The sequence below is a fragment of the Thermocrispum sp. genome, from assembly GCF_002919275.1.
Classification (GTDB): domain Bacteria; phylum Actinomycetota; class Actinomycetes; order Mycobacteriales; family Pseudonocardiaceae; genus Thermocrispum; species Thermocrispum agreste.
On sequence record NZ_PKFA01000012.1, the window covers coordinates 49,868 to 67,497 of the forward strand.

The window sequence follows — 17,630 nt, forward strand, 5'->3', positions numbered from 1 at the left end:
TCGGTGGTCCGGGACGCCTACACGAAAATGCAGGATGCCTGGTTCGACGAGGTAGGCGTGCACATTCGCATCCTCGAACAGCTTTGCTCGGCCCTGCGGAACGCGGCCAAGACCTACCGTGCGATGGAAGACGCCGGCCGGGAATCGTTCGGAGGCGGCCGTGTCCAGTGACGACTACCTGCAGGTGAGCACCATCCTGTCGCGGCTGAAGCGGCTCAGCGAGTTCTTCCTGCCCGGCGGGATCCCCAACCCGGTCCGGATCGCCGAGCTCATCTCGGATGTCCTGGACGAGATCTCCACCCCGCCACCGGGTGACCCCGACACGCTGGAAGAGCTCGCCCGGGCGTATCGCAGCGCGGCGGACGTCATCGCGCTCATCGGCACCGACACCGGCAGGCTGGGCACCACCACCCTGCCCGCCGCATGGGAAGGCGGCGCGGCACAGCAGGCCTCCGCGGTGCTGCAGGCCACCGAGAAGGCCATCGGCACCACCCCCGGGATCTTCCGCCGGGCGGCGACGGTGCTGGAAGACCTCGCCGACGACATCCGTGACCAGCAACAGCGGCACAGCCGCCTGCACGAGGAGCTGGACGCCGCCTTCTACGACGCGACCCACATCCGGGTCAGGGTGGGCACGCCGGACTGGTTCCCCGGTCCGGACATCACCATCTTCGAAGGCGATGTCCCGATGGCCGATCCCACCGCGTTGCTCGACGTGGTCCGCAGGGCCTACGACCTGGTCAACGGATGCATCGACGTCTACACCGACGCGCTCGACAGCGCCGACCGCGCGGCCAGCCGGTTCGCCGATCTCGCCGGGAAGGCCAGGGCGGCGGCCGCGGTCGAAGGCGGCATGGCGCCGGACGACGCCGTGGTGCTCGCAGGCAAGACCGTCACGACCGAGCTCGGCGACGGCTACGACGACGGCATCCTCACCCCCAGCCAGCTGGAACGCGCGGGCCGGAAGATGCAGGAGCTCAGCGACGCCGACCGGACCCGCCTGCAGCAGATCCTCGACGCCGCCGCGTCCGACGAGCAGCGGGCATGGATCCTCAAGGGCCTGGCCGCCGGTCACTCGGTCGACGAGCTGGCCAGGTTCGCCGAGAGGATCCGGGGTTTGAGGAACATCGGAACGGAAACTGGCGCTAAGCCCTCGTCGTCCCTGGTCGCTGATCAACGCGACGCCGGCTTCGGCAGGTTCGTGAACTCATGCCGCAGATAACGGCCTATTATCTGCGGCATCGCTGATCATGTCCTGCGGGAACATCCCCGCGGCGGCGCGTGAGGCGGCCCTGTTATCTGCGGCAAGGGAGAACGCGGGTGTCCACCGTCGTCGCGCTGCCGACGAACCCCTCGGCGCTGACCATCGGTCGGGCGGCCGAGCTGTTCCTCGACTCGCTGGGCAACCCGAACACGTTCCGTGCCTACGGGGCCGGGGTGGGCAAGACCGCCGACCGGTTGGGCGAGCGCCGGCCGCTGGCGGCGGTGGCCGATGACGAGGTCGGTGAGGCGCTGGAACTGCTGTGGGGCGGCGCGGCGGTCAACACGTGGAACGCCCGCCGCGCCGCGGTGTTGTCGTGGTTGGCTTGGTGCCGGGAACGTGGCCACGATGCTCCGAGCGTTCCGGGGTGGACCAAGCGGATGACGGTGCCGGACTCGCAAACCCCAGTCCGGTCTCGCCTGGCGATCGACCGGCTGATCGCACACCGGGAGGTGGGCCTGCGGGAGAAGACGCTGTACCGGATGCTCTACGAGAGCGCCGCGCGCGCCGAGGAGATCCTCGGCATCAACATCGAGGATCTCGACCTGGCCGGGCGCCGCTGCCCGGTCAAGGCCAAGGGTGCGGCCCGGGCCCGTCGGCGGGGCCAGGGGCGCGCGGATTTCATGTTAGAGACCGTCTACTGGGATGCCGGCACCGCCCGGTTGTTGCCGCGCCTGCTCAAGGGCCGCAGCCGGGGCCCGGTGTTTGTCACTCACCGCCACCCCGGCCCGTGCAAGGTCCTCAGCCCCCGTGATGTGTGTCCGGACAGCGGGCTGGCCCGGCTGTCCTACGGGCAGGCCCGTGCTCTGCTGGATGCCCACACCGCACTCCAGGGACCAGGAACGGGCTGGGACCTGCACGAGCTCCGCCACTCCGCGTTGACGCACCTCGGCGAGGCCGGAGCGAGCCTGTTGCTGCTGATGGCGAAGTCCCGGCATAGGAAGCCGGAGAACCTGCGCCGGTACTTCAAACCCTCCGACCAGGCGCTCGCCGAGATCACCAGCCTGTTGGCGCCCGGCGACAGCCGACGGTAGGGGCCGCCGGGCCGCCCCTACCGTCGGGGTTTCGCTGCGGGTTACGCCGAGGCCCCCACTGTCGCGGGCCGCTCCGCCCCAGGCTTGCCGCCGGGCAGTGTGGGCAGCGGCTTGGCGCGGCCGGCGCGCACCCCGTTGGCGATGACCACGACCTCGGCCACCTCGTGCACCAGCACCACCGCGGCCAGGCCGAGGACGCCGAACAGCGCCAGCGGCATCAAAGCGATGATCAACCCGAGGGAGAGTCCGACGTTTTGCAGCATGATCCGGCGGGCGCGGCGGGCGTGGTCGAGGGTGTGGGGCAGGTGCCGCAGGTCTTCGCCCATGAGGGCGACGTCGGCGGTTTCGATCGCGACGTCGGTGCCCATGGCGCCCATGGCGATGCCCAGGTCGGCGGTGGCCAGGGCGGGGGCGTCGTTGACACCGTCACCGACCATCGCCATCGATCGCCGGTCGCCCAGTTCGCTGATGATGCGGGCCTTGTCCTCCGGGCGGAGTTCGGCGTGCACGGTGTCGATACCGGCTTCGGCGGCCAGGGCGGTGGCGGTGGCGTGGTTGTCGCCGGTGAGCATGGCGACGTGGTAGCCGCCGGAGCACAGCCGGGTGATGACCTCGGCGGCTTCGGGGCGCAGTTCGTCGCGCACGGCGATCGCGCCGATCACGCGGCCGTCGTCCTCGACGAGCACGGCGGTGGACCCGGCCTGCTGCATGCGCTGCACCTCGGCGGCCAGCGGCCCGGCTTCCAGCCAGCCGGGGCGGCCCAGCCGCACCGGGCGGCCGTCGAGCTGGCCGGTCAGCCCGGCGCCGGTGACCGCCTCCACGTCGGCCGCGGGGGTGATCGTCTCGCCGTCGACGGCGGCGAGGATCGCGCGGGCCAGGGGGTGTTCGCTGCGGGCCTCCAACGCCGCGGCCAGCTCGAGCACCCGCTCGCGCGGGGTCCCGTCGGTGGTGGCGACGTCGACCACGGCGGGCTGGTTGCGGGTCAGGGTGCCGGTCTTGTCCAGCGCCACCCCCCGCACGCGGCCGAGGGCCTCCAGCGCGGCGCCGCCCTTGACCAGCACACCGTGCTTGCTCGCGGCACCGATGGCGGCGACGACGGTGACGGGGATGGAGATCGCCAGCGCGCAGGGTGAGGCGGCCACGAGCACGACCAGGGCGCGTTCGATCCAGGTGGTCGGGTCGCCGAGGAGGCTGCCGATTCCGGCGATGAGCGCGGCGGCGATCATGACGCCGGGCACCAGGGGTTTGGCGATGCGGTCGGCCAGGCGCTGGCTGGCGCCCTTGCGGGACTGCTCGGCCTCCACGATCCGCACGATCCGCGCTAGTGAGTTGTCCTCGGAGGTCGTGGTGACCTCGACCTCCAGCACCCCGGTGCCGTTGATCGACCCGGCGAACACCTCACTGCCGGGGCCCGCTTCGACCGGCACGGACTCGCCGGTGATCGCGGAGACGTCCAGCGCGGTGCGGCCGGTGCGGATCACGCCGTCGGTGGCGATGCGCTCCCCGGGCTTGACCAGCATCCGGTCCCCGACCCGCAACTCGGACGGGGCCACCACGGTCTCGCTGCCGTTGCGCAGCACCGTGGTTTCCTCGGGGACCAGGGACAGCAGCGCCCGCAGCCCGCGGCGGGTGCGGGCCAGGGAGTATTCCTCCAGGCCCTCGCTGATGGAGTAGAGGAAGGCCAGCATCGCGGCCTCGCCGACCTCACCCAGGATCACCGCGCCGACCGCGGCGATGGTCATCAGGGTGCCGACCCCGATCTTGCCCTGGGCCAGTCGCTTCAGCGTGGAGGGCACGAAGGTGTAGGCCCCGGCGACCAAGGCCAGCGCCTTCAGGGCCAGCGCCAGTGTGGAGCCCGCCCCGGCCCACTCCACCGCGTATCCGGCCAGCAGCAGCACCCCGGCGATCGCGGCGAAGCGCAGTTCGCTGACCTGCCAGAGCCGTTCCGGCTCGCGCTCTTCTTCCTCGCCGGTGCGGGGCTCGTCGCTGCCGCAGCCGCAGGCGTCGCTCACCGCACGACCTCCCCGTTCTCGGTATCACCGGTGGTGTCGGTGCCGTAGGTCGGGCACAGCGCCACCGCGTTGCCGGTCGCGGCCAGCAGCGTCTCAGCCGAGGCCAGCAGGTCCATCAGCTCCGGGCGGGCCAGGCTGTAGAACACCTGCCGCCCCTGCGGGCGCCCCACGACCAGCCCGCAGTCCCGCAGGCACGCCACGTGCGCCGACACCGTCGACTGCGCCAGCCCCAGCTCGGCGATCAGATCGGCGACCCGGGCCTCCCCGCCGGCCAGGCGCTGCACGATCGCCAACCGCGTGGCGTCCGACAGGCTGTGAAACAACGCCACAGCCGGATCCAGGTTCGCGCCCGGCGGGCTCGACGCCAGGCACCCCTCCATGCTATTCATCGTCATAACCCGATAATAGCAATATGTGACGATGCAATCGAGGTGTTGTGATGTTGATGAACCGGGTCGAGACCGCGCTGGTCAACTCCCCGCCCCGGCGGTGGTTGCAGCGCTACTACGAGGTGCCGTGGATGCGCCGGCTCGGCGGGCCGCTGCCACCCGGGGCGCGGGTGCTGGAGCTGGGCTGCGGGCCGGGCTACGGCACCCAGCTGATCCTGGACCGTTTCGGCGCCGGCCACGTCGACGCGATCGACCTGGACCCCGCGATGATCACCCGGGCCCGGCGGCGCCTGACCCGCCGCTACGGCCAGCGGGTCCGCCTCGCCCAGGGCAGCGCCACCGACCTGCACACCACGCTGGGCGAGCCCCTCTCCCGCTACGACGCGGTGTTCGACTTCGCGATCATCCACCACATCCCCCATTGGCCCGACGCCCTGGCCGAGATCGCCCGCGTCCTCACCCCGGGCGGGCGGTTCTACCTCGACGAAGTCACCGCCCTGGCCCTGGCCACCCCTACCTACCGGCTGCTGTTCGACCACCCGGCCGAGAACCGCTTCACCGCCGAGGAATTCCTCTCCGAGCTGGCACGCCACCATCTCGTCGTCGACCAGCAGTACCTGACCCGCCGCCGCGGCCGGTACGTGCTCGGGGTGGCCACCTACCGGCCCTAAGCCACCCCGAGCGGGGTGTCACCGTTCGTTGTCCTCGTCGGGCTCGGACGGATCACGCAGCGGCCGCAGGCCCTGGGCCAGATCGGCGGGGAGCAGGAACGAATACCGGCCGAGCATGTTGATGTGGTGGCGTACGAACGGCGAGAGCCGGGCCGCGTCTTCGTCGTGGACTTCGTAGCCGCCGGCACGGAGTTCGGTGATGGCGGCATCCAGGTAGCGGGTGGTGAACAGCACGATCGCGTTGAGGACGAGGCCCAGGGCGCCGAGTTGGTCTTCCATGCCTTCGTAGTAGCGCTGGCGTAGTTCGCCGCGCTGGCCGTGGAAGATCCGCCGGGCCAAGGCGTGGCGGCCTTCCTGGAGGTTGGCCTGGGCTTTGATGTCGCGGCGGTAGCCGGTGTCGTCGACCATCCGCAGCACGTGCAGCGTCTTGTGGATCCGGCCGTAGTGCGCGATCGCCTCACCCAACGGGGTGGGGTGGCCGTCGCGGGACAGCATCCGGATCACGTCGTGAGCGCGGACGGCACCGGTGTGGATCGAGGCGACCACGCGCAGGATGTCCTCCCAGTGCCGCCGGATCCGGTCGAGATCAATGCGGCCGCGAGCCGCTGTGGTGAAGGGCCCGTAGTCGGCGCGGGTGTCGATGCGCCACAGCTTCTGATCGGGCAGGTCGGCCAACTGCGGGGCGTAGGTGTACCCGGCGAGAGTGAGCAGCCCGAAGACGATGTCGGAGTAGGAGGCGGTGTCAGTGACGATCATCTGCGGTTTCTGCCCGCCGTCGCGGTCATACAGCACGTCCAGCACGTGCAGGGAGTCGCGTGGGGTGCCCGCCACGACCTTCCCGGCGAGCCCGGCGGCCTGATCGTTCACCATGTTCAGCCAGGTCGCGCCCCGTTTCTGGCCCCAGTAGTGCGGGTTGTGGCGGGCATTGATGGTCTGCACCGGCACGACGAACCGCATCCCGTCGACACTGGCCACGTGCCCGCCGCCCCACACCTGAGCAAGGCCGATGCGGGCCTGGTGCTCGATCAGGAAGGTGTTGGCGGCTTTGAGGGTGTCCATCCGCAGGTAGGTCGCGTCCACGTGCGCCAGACGATCCCGCGTCAACGCCGGCACGCTGTGCTTGATCACTGGAGTCCAGCCGATGTTGCAGGACTCGGACACCAGTAGCGCGGCGATGGTGATGTGCAGGTCGGCCAGGCGGGCTTCGCCGCCGGTGATCGAGGTGAACGCCTGGTCGGCGCCGGTCCAGGAGAAGACCTCCAGCAACACCTCCGGAAGGTCGACGCGGGGCAGCATCCGGTTGGTCAGCGCCCGCAGGTTGGCCAGGCTCGGCGGCTCCGCCTCCGCTGGCAGCGCTGAGAGGTGCAGGCGGCCGTCCTCGTCGAAGCGCACCGCGGTGTTCTCCGGCAGTCCCGCTGTGACTTCGCGGAAGGTGGCGTCCAACAGCTCGGCGCACTCGTCGAGGTGCTCGTTCGGGTCGGGTGGCAGTCCGAGACTGGACAGCACCACCGGCTTCGCGGTGGTCCACGCACTGCCGGCGAGGAGCTTGGCGCGCGGGTCGCCCCACTTACTGGAGTTGACCGCGAAGATGTCCCGACGCCGCAAACAGCGGTGGAACTGCTCCAGCACACAGAAGGTGTAAGCCCGCCAATCGATCGTCCCTGGCTCCAGCTCCGGGGCGTGCAGCACCAACCTGCGCCACGAGCCGATCAGCAGCTGCTCGTCGATCTCGGAGCGGGCGACCTTGTTGCGGCCGCCGCCCCACAACCGAGGCAGATCCCGCAACGCCGCCAGCACCTGACGCCCTTCGGGCGCGGCGCCGAAGCGGATCACCTCACACAACAACGGCAGGAACGGCCGCACCGTGACGAACCGCTTCACCAACTCCGCCCGCCACGCCTCATCCGCATCCGAGTCCAGCGGCCCCGCGAGCTCCACCACCGCGACCAGAGCCTCGGCCAGCTCGGCGCGGGGCACCACGGCCTCGATCTCGGCCCACACCTGCGCCAAACTGACCGGCTCGATGGTGTCGCCGTCGTCGGCGGCCTGCTCGGCCAGGCCATCGTGCGCGCCGGTCACCTCCAGCAACACCCCCAGCGCGGCCGCAAGCTTCGCCGACGCCTTGCCCAGCTTGGGCAGGGTGCGCAGCTTCTCCTTGGCCGATTCCCGCTCCGCCCGCGCCAGCAGCTTCGAGGCGATCAGCACATCCAGCAGATCCAGGGCGTCATCGACTGCCCGAGTTTGCAGGTAGACCACCGTGGCCAACAGCGTCGCCGCCCGCCGGGAATCACCGTGACGACGCAGCAAACTGGCCTTGCCCTGCACCCCATACCGCGACAACTCCGCCAACCGGCGCGGCGGCACCACCTCAGTGTCCACCTCGACGAACCCCAACCCGAGGATCTCCGACGCGCGCTGAAGGGCATCGACCATCGCCGGACCCGACACCCGCACCGGCGGCCGCCGCAGCGTGTCCAACCGCGAATTCCGGTGCCCCTCCGGCACCTCCAACAACCCATCCAGCGCGGCGCGCTGCTCGTCGTCAAGCAGATCACACAGCGTCTCCCACAACCGCCGGTTCGCCGCCTCTCGCTGGGCGGCGACCAGCCGGACCAGCCGGGTCACGCCTGGCAGCAGCACCTTGCGCTCTCGCAGCCATGAGACCGCGACGTCGAACAGCGCCTTCGGCCCGTCTCCGGTGGTCCAGGCGCGGGCCTCGATCCACTCGCCGAGCTCGTTCTCCACCACCGAAAACTCGTGCCAGCCACCGGCCTGGCGCAGCTCCCAGACGTGCTCGAAGCGGGTCTTCTCCCGCTCGCCGTAGGACTTCACGCACGACGAGTCCACGATTCCGAGCTGCTCGGCGAGATAGTCGACCAGCTCGACCGGCACGTCCAGCGGGTCATCGAGGAACGCCCCGACGTTGCGCACCGTCACGAGCTGGAGCGCGAACCCGAGCTTGTTGTAATCGCGCCGCTTGGCCTCCACCAGGCCCCGGTCAACGTCGTCGAGGAAAAAGAACCGCTCCAACTCTGCCCGCGACAACACCTCGGGCAACCGGCCGTAGGCCGCAGCCTGCTCATCGGACAGGAACTCAACTGGCAACTCACTGGCCTTTCAGATCTACATCCACCCACTGCGGCGGAACCGCAGCGAAGCTTCAGCAAAACGATCAAGGCCGTCAACGAGCGGATCGGGGCATTGGAGGCTTAGCGCCAGTTTCCGTTCCGATGTTCCTCACGCCCCGATCCGTGGCATGTCGCCGGAAGAACTGAGCCAGCACCTGTCGTTGATCGACCGCGGCGGTGTCGGTGATCAGCGACGGGGAGGCATCGACGTCCGCCAGTACGAGGACACCACGTGCGGCACAACGTCGCTGATCATCGCTCGGGCGGAGGCGGACCCGCTGTATGCGCTGTCGCTGACCGAGGGCGACTTCGAGGAGAACTTCAAGCGCGAGCGCGACCGGGTGCACGAGTGGACGAACACCCACCGCTTGCCGGGCGGTATCCCGCACTGGCCGCAGGCGCTGGGCACGACCCCGCCCGACATGGCGGCGTATCTGAATCAGCATGCCGACGCCATGGGCACGGAGTACGAATGGCGCCTCGTGGACGACACCGACCAGCGGGACGTGTCGCGCGACATGCGCGACGCCCTCACGGCAGCCAACGAGGGCACGCCGGTGCCGGTGCTGGTCGCCAACCAGAACCCGGCCGACGGCATGCATTACGTGCTGATCGTCGGCAACGAAGGCGGAGACGTGCTGATCTACGAACCGACCGGCGGCGAGACCGTGCGGGTTCCGGAGGAAGACTTCCTCAACGGCAACCTGTCCGACAGCGCGGGGTTCGACCACGTGCAGTCGGTCATGGTTCCGAAGTAGCCGAAGCGAGTGCGCGGAAGCAGCTCCTGGCCCGGCACCGCAGCGGCCGGGCGCCGTCACCGGCGATGATCGCGAGCGGGTGCCGGTGGGCCCCGGCGGTCAGGAGCGGGTCCAGGCGAGCAGCTTGTCCGCCGTCCAGGAGTTGACGATCCGCTCGACCGGGACACCGCAGGCGGCCGCCCGCTCGCAACCGTACGGTTGCCAGTCCAGCTGTCCCGGCGCGTGTGCATCGGTGTCGACGGCGAACGAACAACCGGCCTCGACCGCCAAGCGGAGCAGCCGCTTGGGCGGATCAAGCCGCTCCGGCCGGGAGTTGATCTCCACCGCGACCTGGTGATCCGCGCAGGCGGCGAACACCACCTCGGGGTCGAACTCGGACTCCGGCCTCCTCCCCCGCCCGCCGGCGATCAGCCTGCCCGTGCAGTGCCCCAGCACGTCGGTGTGCGGGTTCTCCACCGCCCGCACCATGCGGCGCGTCATCTCCCGCCGCGGCATGCGCAGCTTGGAGTGCACGCTGGCCACCACGACGTCCAGGCGTTCCAGCAGCTCGGGGTCCTGGTCGAGCGAACCGTCCTCGTTGATGTCGACCTCGATGCCGGTGAGGATGCGTATGCCCGTCAGCTTCTCGTTCAGCTCGGCGACGACGTCCAGCTGCCGGCGCAGCCGGTCGGCCGACAGCCCGTTGGCCACCGTCAGCCGGGGCGAGTGATCCGTCAGCGCGATGTAGGAGTGGCCGAGCTCGCGTGCGGCCAGCGCCATCTCCTCGATCGGGCTGCCGCCGTCCGACCAGTCCGAGTGCGTGTGCAGGTCACCGCGCAGGGCCGCGCGGATCTCTGCGCCGCCTTCGGCAACCGGCCGTCCTCCGGTGGCCTCGAGGCGGCGCAGGTACACCGGAATCTCCCCGGCAAGCGCTTCGGTGATCGCCGTGGCGGTCACCTTGCCGATGCCCTTCAGGTCGGTCAGCGTGCCGTTCGCGGCGCGCCGCCGGAGTTCGTCGTCCGGGAGCGCTCCGACGACGGCAGCGGCGGTACGGAAGGCGCGCACGCGGTACGTCGGCTCCTGGGCGCGTTCGAGCAGGAACGCGATGCGACGTAGCGCCTCGACCGGGGACAGTGGTGGCATGCCCGCCGACGCTACCGCACTGTGCCGGGCTGCGGGCACTTCGTCGCACCCACCGCGACGCCGGCCGGCAGCTGCACCCCGGCCCTAGGCGAAAGCCTCCAGCGGAGGGCAGGAGCAGACCAGGTTGCGATCCCCCGCGGCCTGGTTGATGCGCCGCACCGGGGGCCAGATCTTCGGTCCGCGTGACCCGGCCGGGAACACCGCCTCCTGGCGGCTGTAGGCGTGATCCCATTCACCGGTCAGGCATGCCGCCGTGTGCGGGGCGCCGACCAGCGGGTTGTCGTCCTTCGGCCACTCCCCCGCCGCGACCCGGTCGATCTCGCCCTTGATGGCGATCATCGCGTCGCAGAACCGGTCCAGCTCGGCCAGGTCCTCGCTCTCCGTCGGCTCCACCATCAGCGTGCCTGCCACCGGGAACGACATCGTGGGCGCGTGCAGGCCGTAGTCGGCCAGCCGCTTGGCGACGTCGTCGACGGTGATGCCGGTCGCCTTGGTGATACCGCGCAGGTCCAGGATGCACTCGTGCGCCACCAGGCCGACCGCGCCCGGCGCGTCCGTGTCCAATCTGCGGCCCGAGTACAGCACCGGGTAGTGCTCGTGCAGGCGCCGCGCTACGTAGTTCGCCGCAGCGATCGCCGCCAAGGTGGCACGCTTGAGCCCTTCGGCGCCCATCATGCGGATGTACGCCCAGCTGATCGGCAGGATCGACGCCGAACCCCACGGAGCGGCGCTGACCGGGCCGACGCCGGTGTCCGGGCCCGCCCCCGGCTGCAGCGGGTGATTCGGCAGGAAGGGGGCCAGGTGCCCGCGCACGCCGATCGGTCCCACCCCGGGGCCACCGCCGCCGTGCGGGATGCAGAAGGTCTTGTGCAAGTTCAGGTGCGACACGTCCGCACCGAACTTGCCGAACCTGGCCAGCCCGATGAGCGCGTTCAGATTCGCCCCGTCGATGTAGACCTGGCCGCCGTGATCGTGCACGATGCGGCAGACCTCGGCGACGGTGTCCTCGTACACGCCGTGGGTCGACGGGTAGGTGACCATGATCGCGGCGAGGTCGTCGGCGTGCTGTGCGGCCAGCTCACGCAGGTGATCGATGTCGATGTTGCCGTCCGCGTCGCATTTGACCACGACCACGCGCATGCCTGCCATGACCGCGCTGGCGGCGTTCGTGCCGTGTGCGCTGGACGGGATCAAGCACACCTGGCGCTGGTCGTCGCCGCGGCTGCGGTGGTAGGCGCGGATCGCCAGCAGGCCGGCGAGCTCGCCCTGGCTTCCAGCGTTGGGCTGCAGCGACACCGCGTCGTAGCCGGTGATCTCGGCCAGCCAGCGCTGCAGGTCGGCGACGATGCGCAGCAGGCCTGCCGCGTCCTCGGCGGGCGCGAACGGGTGCAGCTCGGCGAACTCCGGCCAGGTGATCGCCTCCATCTCCGCTGCGGCGTTGAGCTTCATCGTGCACGACCCGAGCGGGATCATGCTGCGGTCCAACGCCACGTCCTTGTCGGACAGCTCGCGCAGGTAGCGGAGCAGGGCGGTCTCCGACCGGTGGGTGTTGAACACCGGGTGGGTGAGGTACTCCGAGCTCCGCAGCAGCGGCTCCGGGAGCGCGTCGGGCGTGCTGTCGTCCAGCGCGTCGGCGTCGGCGACGGACAACCCGAACGCCTTCCACACCAGCGACAGGTGCTCGCGGGTGGTCGTCTCGTCGCACGAGATCCCGACGTGATCGGCATCGACGAGGTGCAGGTTCACCCCCAGGCCGCGGGCTTGCTCGACGACCGTCTTCGCCCGCCCGGGGACCACCGCACGGACCGTGTCGAAGAACGCGTCGTGTACCAGCTCGACGCCCCCGGCCCGCAATCCGGCGGCCAGCACGGCGGCCATCCGATGCGCGCGCTGCGCGATGGCCCGCAGTCCCTCCGCGCCGTGGTACACCGCGTAGGCCGCAGCGACCACGGCGAGCAGCACCTGAGCGGTGCAGATGTTCGACGTGGCCTTCTCCCGCCGGATGTGCTGCTCACGCGTCTGCAGCGCCAGCCGGTAGGCGATCGAGCCGTCGGCGTCCGTGCTCACGCCGACCAGCCTGCCGGGCAGCTGGCGTTCCAGCCCCTGCCGCACGGCCAGGTAGCCGGCGTGCGGGCCACCGAATCCCATCGGCACGCCGAACCGCTGGGCCGAGCCGACGACCACGTCGGCGCCGATCTCGCCCGGCGGCCGCAGCAGCGTCAGGGCCAGCAGGTCGGCCGCCACCACGACGGCCGCGTCGTGCGCGTGCGCCAGGTCGACCAGCTCGCGGTCGTCACGGACGGCTCCGGAAGCCGACGGGTAGGACAGCAGCACACCGAAGAAGGTGTTCTCCTCGAACGCGGCCGCGAACTGACCGACGTCGCGGATGTCCAGCTCGATGCCCAGCGGCTCGGCGCGGGTCTGCAGGACAGCGATGGTCTGCGGGAACGTGTCGGCGTCGACCAGGAACCTGGTCGAGGTGTTCTTGCGCGCCGCGCGGCGCACCAGGGTCATCGCCTCCGCCGCCGCGGTCGCCTCGTCCAGCATGGACGCGTTCGCCACCGGCAGGCCGGTGAGATCGGCGACCATGGTCTGGAAGTTCAGCAGCGCTTCCAGCCTGCCCTGGGAGATCTCCGGCTGGTACGGGGTGTACGCGGTGTACCAGGCGGGGTTCTCCAGGATCTGCCGCCGGATGACCGGCGGGGTGACCGTGCCGTAGTAGCCCTGGCCGATCATCTGCACCATCGGCTTGTTCTGGGCGGCGAGCGCGCGCAGTTCGGCCAGCACCTGGGCCTCGGTGGCCGGGGGCGGCAGGCGCAGCGGCTCGCTGTCCCGGATCGACCGCGGGACCGCGGCGTCGGCCAGCTGCTCGAGCGACTCCACGCCGATGGTGCGGAGCATGCGCTCCAGCTCCGCGCGGCGCGGGCCGATGTGCCGGTCGACGAACGGGGTGCCGTGTTCGAGTTCTGCCAGACTGGGTCGCGACATCGTGGGCCTCCGGGCAATCGAGCGGGCGCCAGCTACGGTCCTCCCCCTCTGTCCCTACCCACGACGGGTGCCTGAGAGCTTCGTCCGCACACGCGGACTTGCACCTTCGGCGAGGCACGCGGGCCGTGCCTGCTATCCAGAGGCGTCTCACCGTGCGGTCCTGGTGCCTGAGAGGTTCCGGGGAGAGGTTGCTCCTTCGGCGCCGAGCGGTACTCGGACTCTCCCGCACGGGTCAACGACTACGCCGTCAGTGTAACCGCGGGACGGCGTTCGTCACGGCACGTGTTGGTATCAGCCCGTCTTACGGGCCGAGCGGCGCTCGGCCAGCTCGTCCCGTACCGGAAGGGCGACCTTGCTGCCGTCGACCCGTTCGGCCGGGAACTCGTGGATGCTGCCGGTGATCTCCTGCATCGCTCCGCTGACCGCGATGCCGAACACGCCCTGGCCGCCCTGCAGCAGATCGACGATCTCCTCCGGCGAGGTGCACTCGTAGACGGTGGTGCCGTCGGAGAACAGCGTCACCGTGGCCAGGTCCCGCACGCCGCGGTCGCGCAAATGGTCGACGGCGGTCCGGATGTTCTGCAACGACACGCCCGCGTCCAGCAGGCGCTTGACGATCTTCAGAACCAGCAGGTCCTTGAACGAGTACAGCCGTTGGGAACCGGAGCCGTGCGCGGTGCGGATGCTCGGCTCGACCAACTTGGTGCGTGCCCAGTAGTCCAACTGCCGGTAGGTGATGCCGGCGATCTGACAGGCAGCCGGGCCACGGTAGCCGACAAGGTCGTCGGGCACCGACGAGTCCGGGAACAGTTCTCCCTGCTCGCCACCCTCACGCTGCACGGGCCTGGTCTCGTTGTCGACCACGCAAACCTCCCGGTGCCGAATCACACGCACGCGATTCACTGCGTCCGACGGTATGCCCCACCGCAAGCCCGGTCAACGCGACTCGCCACAAACCTCGACCTCGGCTTGAGGCTTGCCGCCCGGCACCCACCGAATTCACCCGATCACCGCCTGTGCCGGCCTACCGGCCGCTCGCCGCACCGGGCCGGGCGCGGCGGTGCGGTACGTCGCGTGCGCGCTGACCCGCGCCGTCGGGCGTCGGTCAGGTGTCCGCGCCGCGGAAGTCCTCCGGCGTGACCGAGTCGAGGAACTCGCGGAACTTCTCCACCTCGTCCTCCTGCTCGTCCGGAATGATCAAGCCCGCTTCGTCCAGCACCGAGTCCTCGGCGTGGATCGGAACACCCGCACGCAGCGCAAGCGCCACCGAGTCGCTCGGCCGGGCAGAGACCCGGACGTTGCCGTCGAAGACCAGTTCCGCGAAGAACGTGCCTTCCTTGAGGTCGGTGATCACCACCTGCTCCAACTGCCGACCCAAGGCCCCGATGACGTCCTTGAGCAGGTCATGGGTCAACGGCCGCGCAGGACGCACGCCCTGCTGCTCGAGCGCGATAGCAGTGGCCTCCACCGATCCAATCCAAATCGGCAGGTAGCGGTCCCCGTGGGCTTCCCGCAACAGCAGGATCGGGGTGTTCGCGGGCAGTTCGACCCGCACGCCGACGACGCGCATCTCGTTCATCGGGCCTCGCCTCCCACTCGTGGCGCGGGAATGCACCTCGCTTCAGTCCGAGGATCCCGCATCGTCTGTATCGACGCTACCCGTCATCCGGGCAATCTGCCCAGCGTTTCGCCGCCACTCTCAGTAGGCGGCGAGACATCCCCCAGCGGGCACCTGTGCCGGCGGCCGTGGCGGCCTCAGCCCGAGGTCACGCTCCGGATGCCGGCCTTGACCAGCAGCGTGTGCAACGTCACCGACAACGCCGCCAGCTCCCGGACCAGCTCGTCGGCCCTGGCCTTGGCCGCCTCGTCGCGGTGCCGGGACACCGGGGCCACGATCTGCTCGAGCAGGCCGATCTCGCGGTCGGCGGACGCCCGGAACGCCCGCAGGTGCCTGGGCTCGATGCCGTACTCGGTCATCGCCCGCACGGTCTTGGCGATCTCCACCGCGTCGGTGTCGTAGAACCCGGCAGGGCCCGGCCGGACGATCCCGAACTGCTCGAGCTCGGCCAGCAGGGCGGCGTCCACCCCGGACCGCTCCAGCAGGTCCTCCTTGGTCAGCCGCACCTGACGGCCCGGCGCGAAGTCCTCCGCCGACGGGCCCGGCGCGCCGGACGCCAGCGACACCAGCCGCCGGGGCGCCCTCAGCGCGGGCAGCTCCGCGGGGGACTTGCCCGCCCCGTCCGCGGCGTCGAGCTGGTCCTTGATCACCTTCAACGGCAGGTAGTGGTCTCGCTGCGCGGCAAGCACGAACCGCAGCCGCTCCACGTCGGCCGGGCTGAACTGCCGGTAGCCGGAGGGCGTGCGGGCCGGCCGCACCAGCCCTTCCGACTCGAGGAACCTGATCTTGGAGATCGTCACGTCGGGGAACTCGGTGCGCAGCTGGGCGAGCACCGCGCCGATGCTCAGCCCGCCGCGCTGACCGCGTTCCGACGCTCCGCCCGCTGAGCGACCTGCCGCCGTCACTGGTTCCGTCAGCTCCCTGACGAACCGCCGGTCAGGAACACCAGCCGGAACTTCCCGATCTGCACCTCGTCGCCACCGGCGAGCACCGCCTGGTCGACCGGCTCGCGGTTGACGTAGGTCCCGTTCAAGCTGCCGACGTCGATCACGACGAACTCGCCGCCCTCGCGACGGAACTCCGCGTGGCGGCGCGACACCGTGACATCGTCGAGGAAGATGTCGCTGTCCGGGTGACGGCCAGCGCTCGTGGTGTCACGGTCCAGCAGGAACCGGGAGCCGGCATTCGGTCCGCGCTTGACCACCAGCAGGGCCGTGCCAGGGGGCAGTGCCTCGATCCCGGACACCTGGGCTTCCTGAGCGGCCGGCTCCGGCTGACCTTCGTCGAGGAAGTCAGCCCGGAAGACCGAGGTCCGTTCCGGAGCCTCTTCTGGGGGAACGCCGGGCCCGTCGTTCGTGGTCACCTGGACTCTCCTCACGTCGCTGCTGAATCGACTGGGGTCGTGTTTGCACAACGTACCGCGTCCGGGCTGCTCGCGGACCACGACTCCCCCCAACTGGACGCAGCCTGCTCGACCGGTCAGCCCTCGATCAACTTCTGGTACGCCTCGGCGTCCAGCAGGCCGTCGACCGCCGCCGGATCCGCGGGGGTGATCTCGATCAGCCAGCCCTCGCCGTACGGGTCGCTGTTGATCACTTCCGGCGCCTCCGTGACGGCCTCGTTGACCGCGGTCACCTCGCCGTCGACCGGGGCGAACAGCTCCGAGACGCTCTTGGTCGACTCGATCTCGCCGAACGGTTCCCCGGCGGTGACGGTGGTCCCCGTCTCGGGGAGATCGACGAACACCACGTCGCCCAGCTGATCCTGGGCGTACTCGGTGATCCCGACACGCAACGTGCCTTCCCTCGCGCCCGCGGAGACCCACTCGTGCTCCTCGGTGTAGCGCAGTTCGTCTGGAACCGTCACGAGCCTTCCCTTTCTGCCATCACCGTGCGCCGTCGAGAGTGTGCCAGCTACACCCCGGCAACGGCATTCCGAGGTCGCTCGTCCCCGCCCGACGGCCGGTGACGAACGGCCAGCCACGTCTGAACGACATACAGCACACCAGACCACACGTACAACACGCCGCCCCAGATCATGAACGCGTAGCCGACCGGGCGCAGCACGTCGATGATCAGCGGGTCGGCGAAGTCGGTCTGGATGAACAGCAACGTCGGGAAGGCGTACATCAGCACGAACGTGGCGCCTTTGCCGACGTAGGTCACCTCCGGGTAGGTGAACCGCCGCCGGCGCAGCACCAGCACGCACACGCCGAGCGTCAGCTCCCGCCCGACCAGCACCGCGATCACCCACCAGGGCAGGATGTCCCGCACCAGGAACGCCAGCAGCGTCGCGACGATGTAGAGCCGGTCGGCGGCCGGGTCGAGCAACTGGCCCAGCCGGGACAACTGGCCGAGCCAGCGCGCCAGCTTGCCGTCCAGCCAGTCGCTGATCCCGGCGAACACCAGCAGGAGAATGGCCAGTCCGTCCCACCTGGGCCCGAGCAGCAGCCACAGGAAGACCGGCACCAGGGCCAGCCGCACCAGCGAAATCATGTTCGGCAGGGTGGCCAGCTGCCGCAGCAACGGCTCCTCGGCGGGCTCGGCGCGCCTCGCAGGCTGGTCGGTGCTCACTCGCTCACAATAGGGCCGGCACGGCACCGCGCGATCCGCGCCCGGTGGCCAGCGCGGCGGAAGGAGTCCCGGATGG

General features: G+C 70.2%; 16 protein-coding genes and 2 riboswitches. Of the genes, 5 read left to right on the top strand and 11 right to left on the bottom strand.

All coding sequences use genetic code 11. The annotated features are described in order from the left end of the window. Positions 1 to 3: 3 nt before the first annotated feature. The 3 genes from CXP56_RS02245 (at position 4) to CXP56_RS02255 (ending at position 2,295) form a co-directional block, all read left to right on the top strand. The gene (locus CXP56_RS02245; protein ID WP_286899504.1) at positions 4 to 171 is read left to right on the top strand and encodes a hypothetical protein; all 168 of its coding nucleotides are present in this window, start codon (positions 4 to 6) and stop codon (positions 169 to 171) included. Beyond that, the gene (locus CXP56_RS02250) at positions 161 to 1,222 is read left to right on the top strand and encodes a WXG100 family type VII secretion target (RefSeq protein WP_286899506.1); all 1,062 of its coding nucleotides are present in this window, start codon (positions 161 to 163) and stop codon (positions 1,220 to 1,222) included. Before CXP56_RS02245 ends, CXP56_RS02250 begins: the two co-directional genes overlap by 11 nt. Before the next feature lie 98 nt (positions 1,223 to 1,320). Beyond that, entirely contained in the window at positions 1,321 to 2,295 is a 975-nt protein-coding gene (locus CXP56_RS02255) for a tyrosine-type recombinase/integrase (RefSeq protein WP_015786296.1), read from the top strand. Positions 2,296 to 2,336: 41 nt separating this feature from the next. Here the strand turns inward: CXP56_RS02255 and CXP56_RS02260 are convergent, their stop codons facing one another. Together CXP56_RS02260 and CXP56_RS02265 are read right to left on the bottom strand one after the other, a co-directional pair. After that, positions 2,337 to 4,307: a heavy metal translocating P-type ATPase gene (locus CXP56_RS02260; protein WP_286899510.1), complete on the bottom strand. Its 1,971-nt coding sequence runs from the start codon at positions 4,305 to 4,307 to the stop codon at positions 2,337 to 2,339. Beyond that, the gene (locus CXP56_RS02265; protein WP_028847156.1) at positions 4,304 to 4,702 is read right to left on the bottom strand and encodes an ArsR/SmtB family transcription factor; all 399 of its coding nucleotides are present in this window, start codon (positions 4,700 to 4,702) and stop codon (positions 4,304 to 4,306) included. Before CXP56_RS02265 ends, CXP56_RS02260 begins: the two co-directional genes overlap by 4 nt. A gap of 50 nt (positions 4,703 to 4,752) precedes the next feature. Here CXP56_RS02265 and CXP56_RS02270 point away from each other — a divergent pair, with 50 nt between their 5' ends. Next, positions 4,753 to 5,367, top strand: a complete 615-nt coding sequence (locus CXP56_RS02270; RefSeq protein WP_286899512.1) for a class I SAM-dependent methyltransferase — start codon at positions 4,753 to 4,755, stop codon at positions 5,365 to 5,367. A gap of 18 nt (positions 5,368 to 5,385) precedes the next feature. On the opposite strand, the gene CXP56_RS02275 is transcribed toward CXP56_RS02270, so the two are convergent. Beyond that, the gene (locus tag CXP56_RS02275; RefSeq protein ID WP_286899513.1) at positions 5,386 to 8,472 is read right to left on the bottom strand and encodes a Tn3 family transposase; all 3,087 of its coding nucleotides are present in this window, start codon (positions 8,470 to 8,472) and stop codon (positions 5,386 to 5,388) included. A 151-nt stretch (positions 8,473 to 8,623) separates the two neighbouring features. On the opposite strand from CXP56_RS02275, the gene CXP56_RS02280 reads away from it, so the two are divergent. Next, on the top strand, positions 8,624 to 9,253 hold the full coding sequence (locus CXP56_RS02280; RefSeq protein WP_051310035.1) for a cysteine peptidase family C39 domain-containing protein: 630 nt from the start codon (positions 8,624 to 8,626) through the stop codon (positions 9,251 to 9,253). 99 nt (positions 9,254 to 9,352) lie between these two features. Here CXP56_RS02280 and CXP56_RS02285 read toward each other — a convergent pair whose 3' ends face one another. The 8 genes from CXP56_RS02285 to CXP56_RS02320 all read right to left on the bottom strand — a co-directional run bounded on the left by CXP56_RS02285 (position 9,353) and on the right by CXP56_RS02320 (position 17,554). Next, complete coding sequence (locus tag CXP56_RS02285; RefSeq protein WP_286899574.1) at positions 9,353 to 10,366, bottom strand: PHP domain-containing protein; 1,014 nt, start codon at positions 10,364 to 10,366, stop codon at positions 9,353 to 9,355. A 93-nt stretch (positions 10,367 to 10,459) separates the two neighbouring features. After that, the gene (gene gcvP, locus CXP56_RS02290; RefSeq protein ID WP_286899516.1) at positions 10,460 to 13,363 is read right to left on the bottom strand and encodes an aminomethyl-transferring glycine dehydrogenase; all 2,904 of its coding nucleotides are present in this window, start codon (positions 13,361 to 13,363) and stop codon (positions 10,460 to 10,462) included. Between the two features lie 38 nt (positions 13,364 to 13,401). After that, positions 13,402 to 13,508, bottom strand: a riboswitch (glycine riboswitch). After that, positions 13,509 to 13,599: riboswitch (glycine riboswitch) on the bottom strand. It abuts the riboswitch before it with no gap. Between the two features lie 55 nt (positions 13,600 to 13,654). Beyond that, positions 13,655 to 14,227, bottom strand: coding sequence for a MerR family transcriptional regulator (locus CXP56_RS02295; RefSeq protein WP_028847161.1), 573 nt, complete (start codon positions 14,225 to 14,227; stop codon positions 13,655 to 13,657). Between the two features lie 241 nt (positions 14,228 to 14,468). Further along, complete coding sequence (locus CXP56_RS02300) at positions 14,469 to 14,942, bottom strand: bifunctional nuclease family protein (RefSeq protein WP_028847162.1); 474 nt, start codon at positions 14,940 to 14,942, stop codon at positions 14,469 to 14,471. Positions 14,943 to 15,118: 176 nt separating this feature from the next. Further along, entirely contained in the window at positions 15,119 to 15,886 is a 768-nt protein-coding gene (ftsR, locus tag CXP56_RS02305; protein WP_038044781.1) for a transcriptional regulator FtsR, read from the bottom strand. Positions 15,887 to 15,894: 8 nt separating this feature from the next. Continuing rightward, complete coding sequence (gene garA, locus CXP56_RS02310; RefSeq protein ID WP_028847164.1) at positions 15,895 to 16,344, bottom strand: glycogen accumulation regulator GarA; 450 nt, start codon at positions 16,342 to 16,344, stop codon at positions 15,895 to 15,897. 116 nt (positions 16,345 to 16,460) lie between these two features. Beyond that, a complete protein-coding gene (gcvH, locus tag CXP56_RS02315) occupies positions 16,461 to 16,847 on the bottom strand; it encodes a glycine cleavage system protein GcvH (protein ID WP_028847165.1) in 387 nt (128 codons plus the stop codon). A 47-nt stretch (positions 16,848 to 16,894) separates the two neighbouring features. Continuing rightward, positions 16,895 to 17,554, bottom strand: a complete 660-nt coding sequence (locus CXP56_RS02320) for a CDP-alcohol phosphatidyltransferase family protein (RefSeq protein WP_028847166.1) — start codon at positions 17,552 to 17,554, stop codon at positions 16,895 to 16,897. Positions 17,555 to 17,630 lie beyond the last annotated feature (76 nt).

Bases quoted from the DNA above. Each gene is read 5' to 3' on its own strand.
- CXP56_RS02265 (WP_028847156.1), bottom strand. From the start codon at position 4,702: ATGACGATGAATAGCATGGAGGGGTGCCTGGCGTCGAGCCCGCCGGGC.
- CXP56_RS02270 (WP_286899512.1), top strand. From the start codon at position 4,753: ATGAACCGGGTCGAGACCGCGCTGGTCAACTCCCCGCCCCGGCGGTGG.
- CXP56_RS02280 (WP_051310035.1), top strand. From the start codon at position 8,624: ATGTCGCCGGAAGAACTGAGCCAGCACCTGTCGTTGATCGACCGCGGC.
- gcvP (WP_286899516.1), bottom strand. From the start codon at position 13,363: ATGTCGCGACCCAGTCTGGCAGAACTCGAACACGGCACCCCGTTCGTC.
- CXP56_RS02300 (WP_028847162.1), bottom strand. From the start codon at position 14,942: ATGAACGAGATGCGCGTCGTCGGCGTGCGGGTCGAACTGCCCGCGAAC.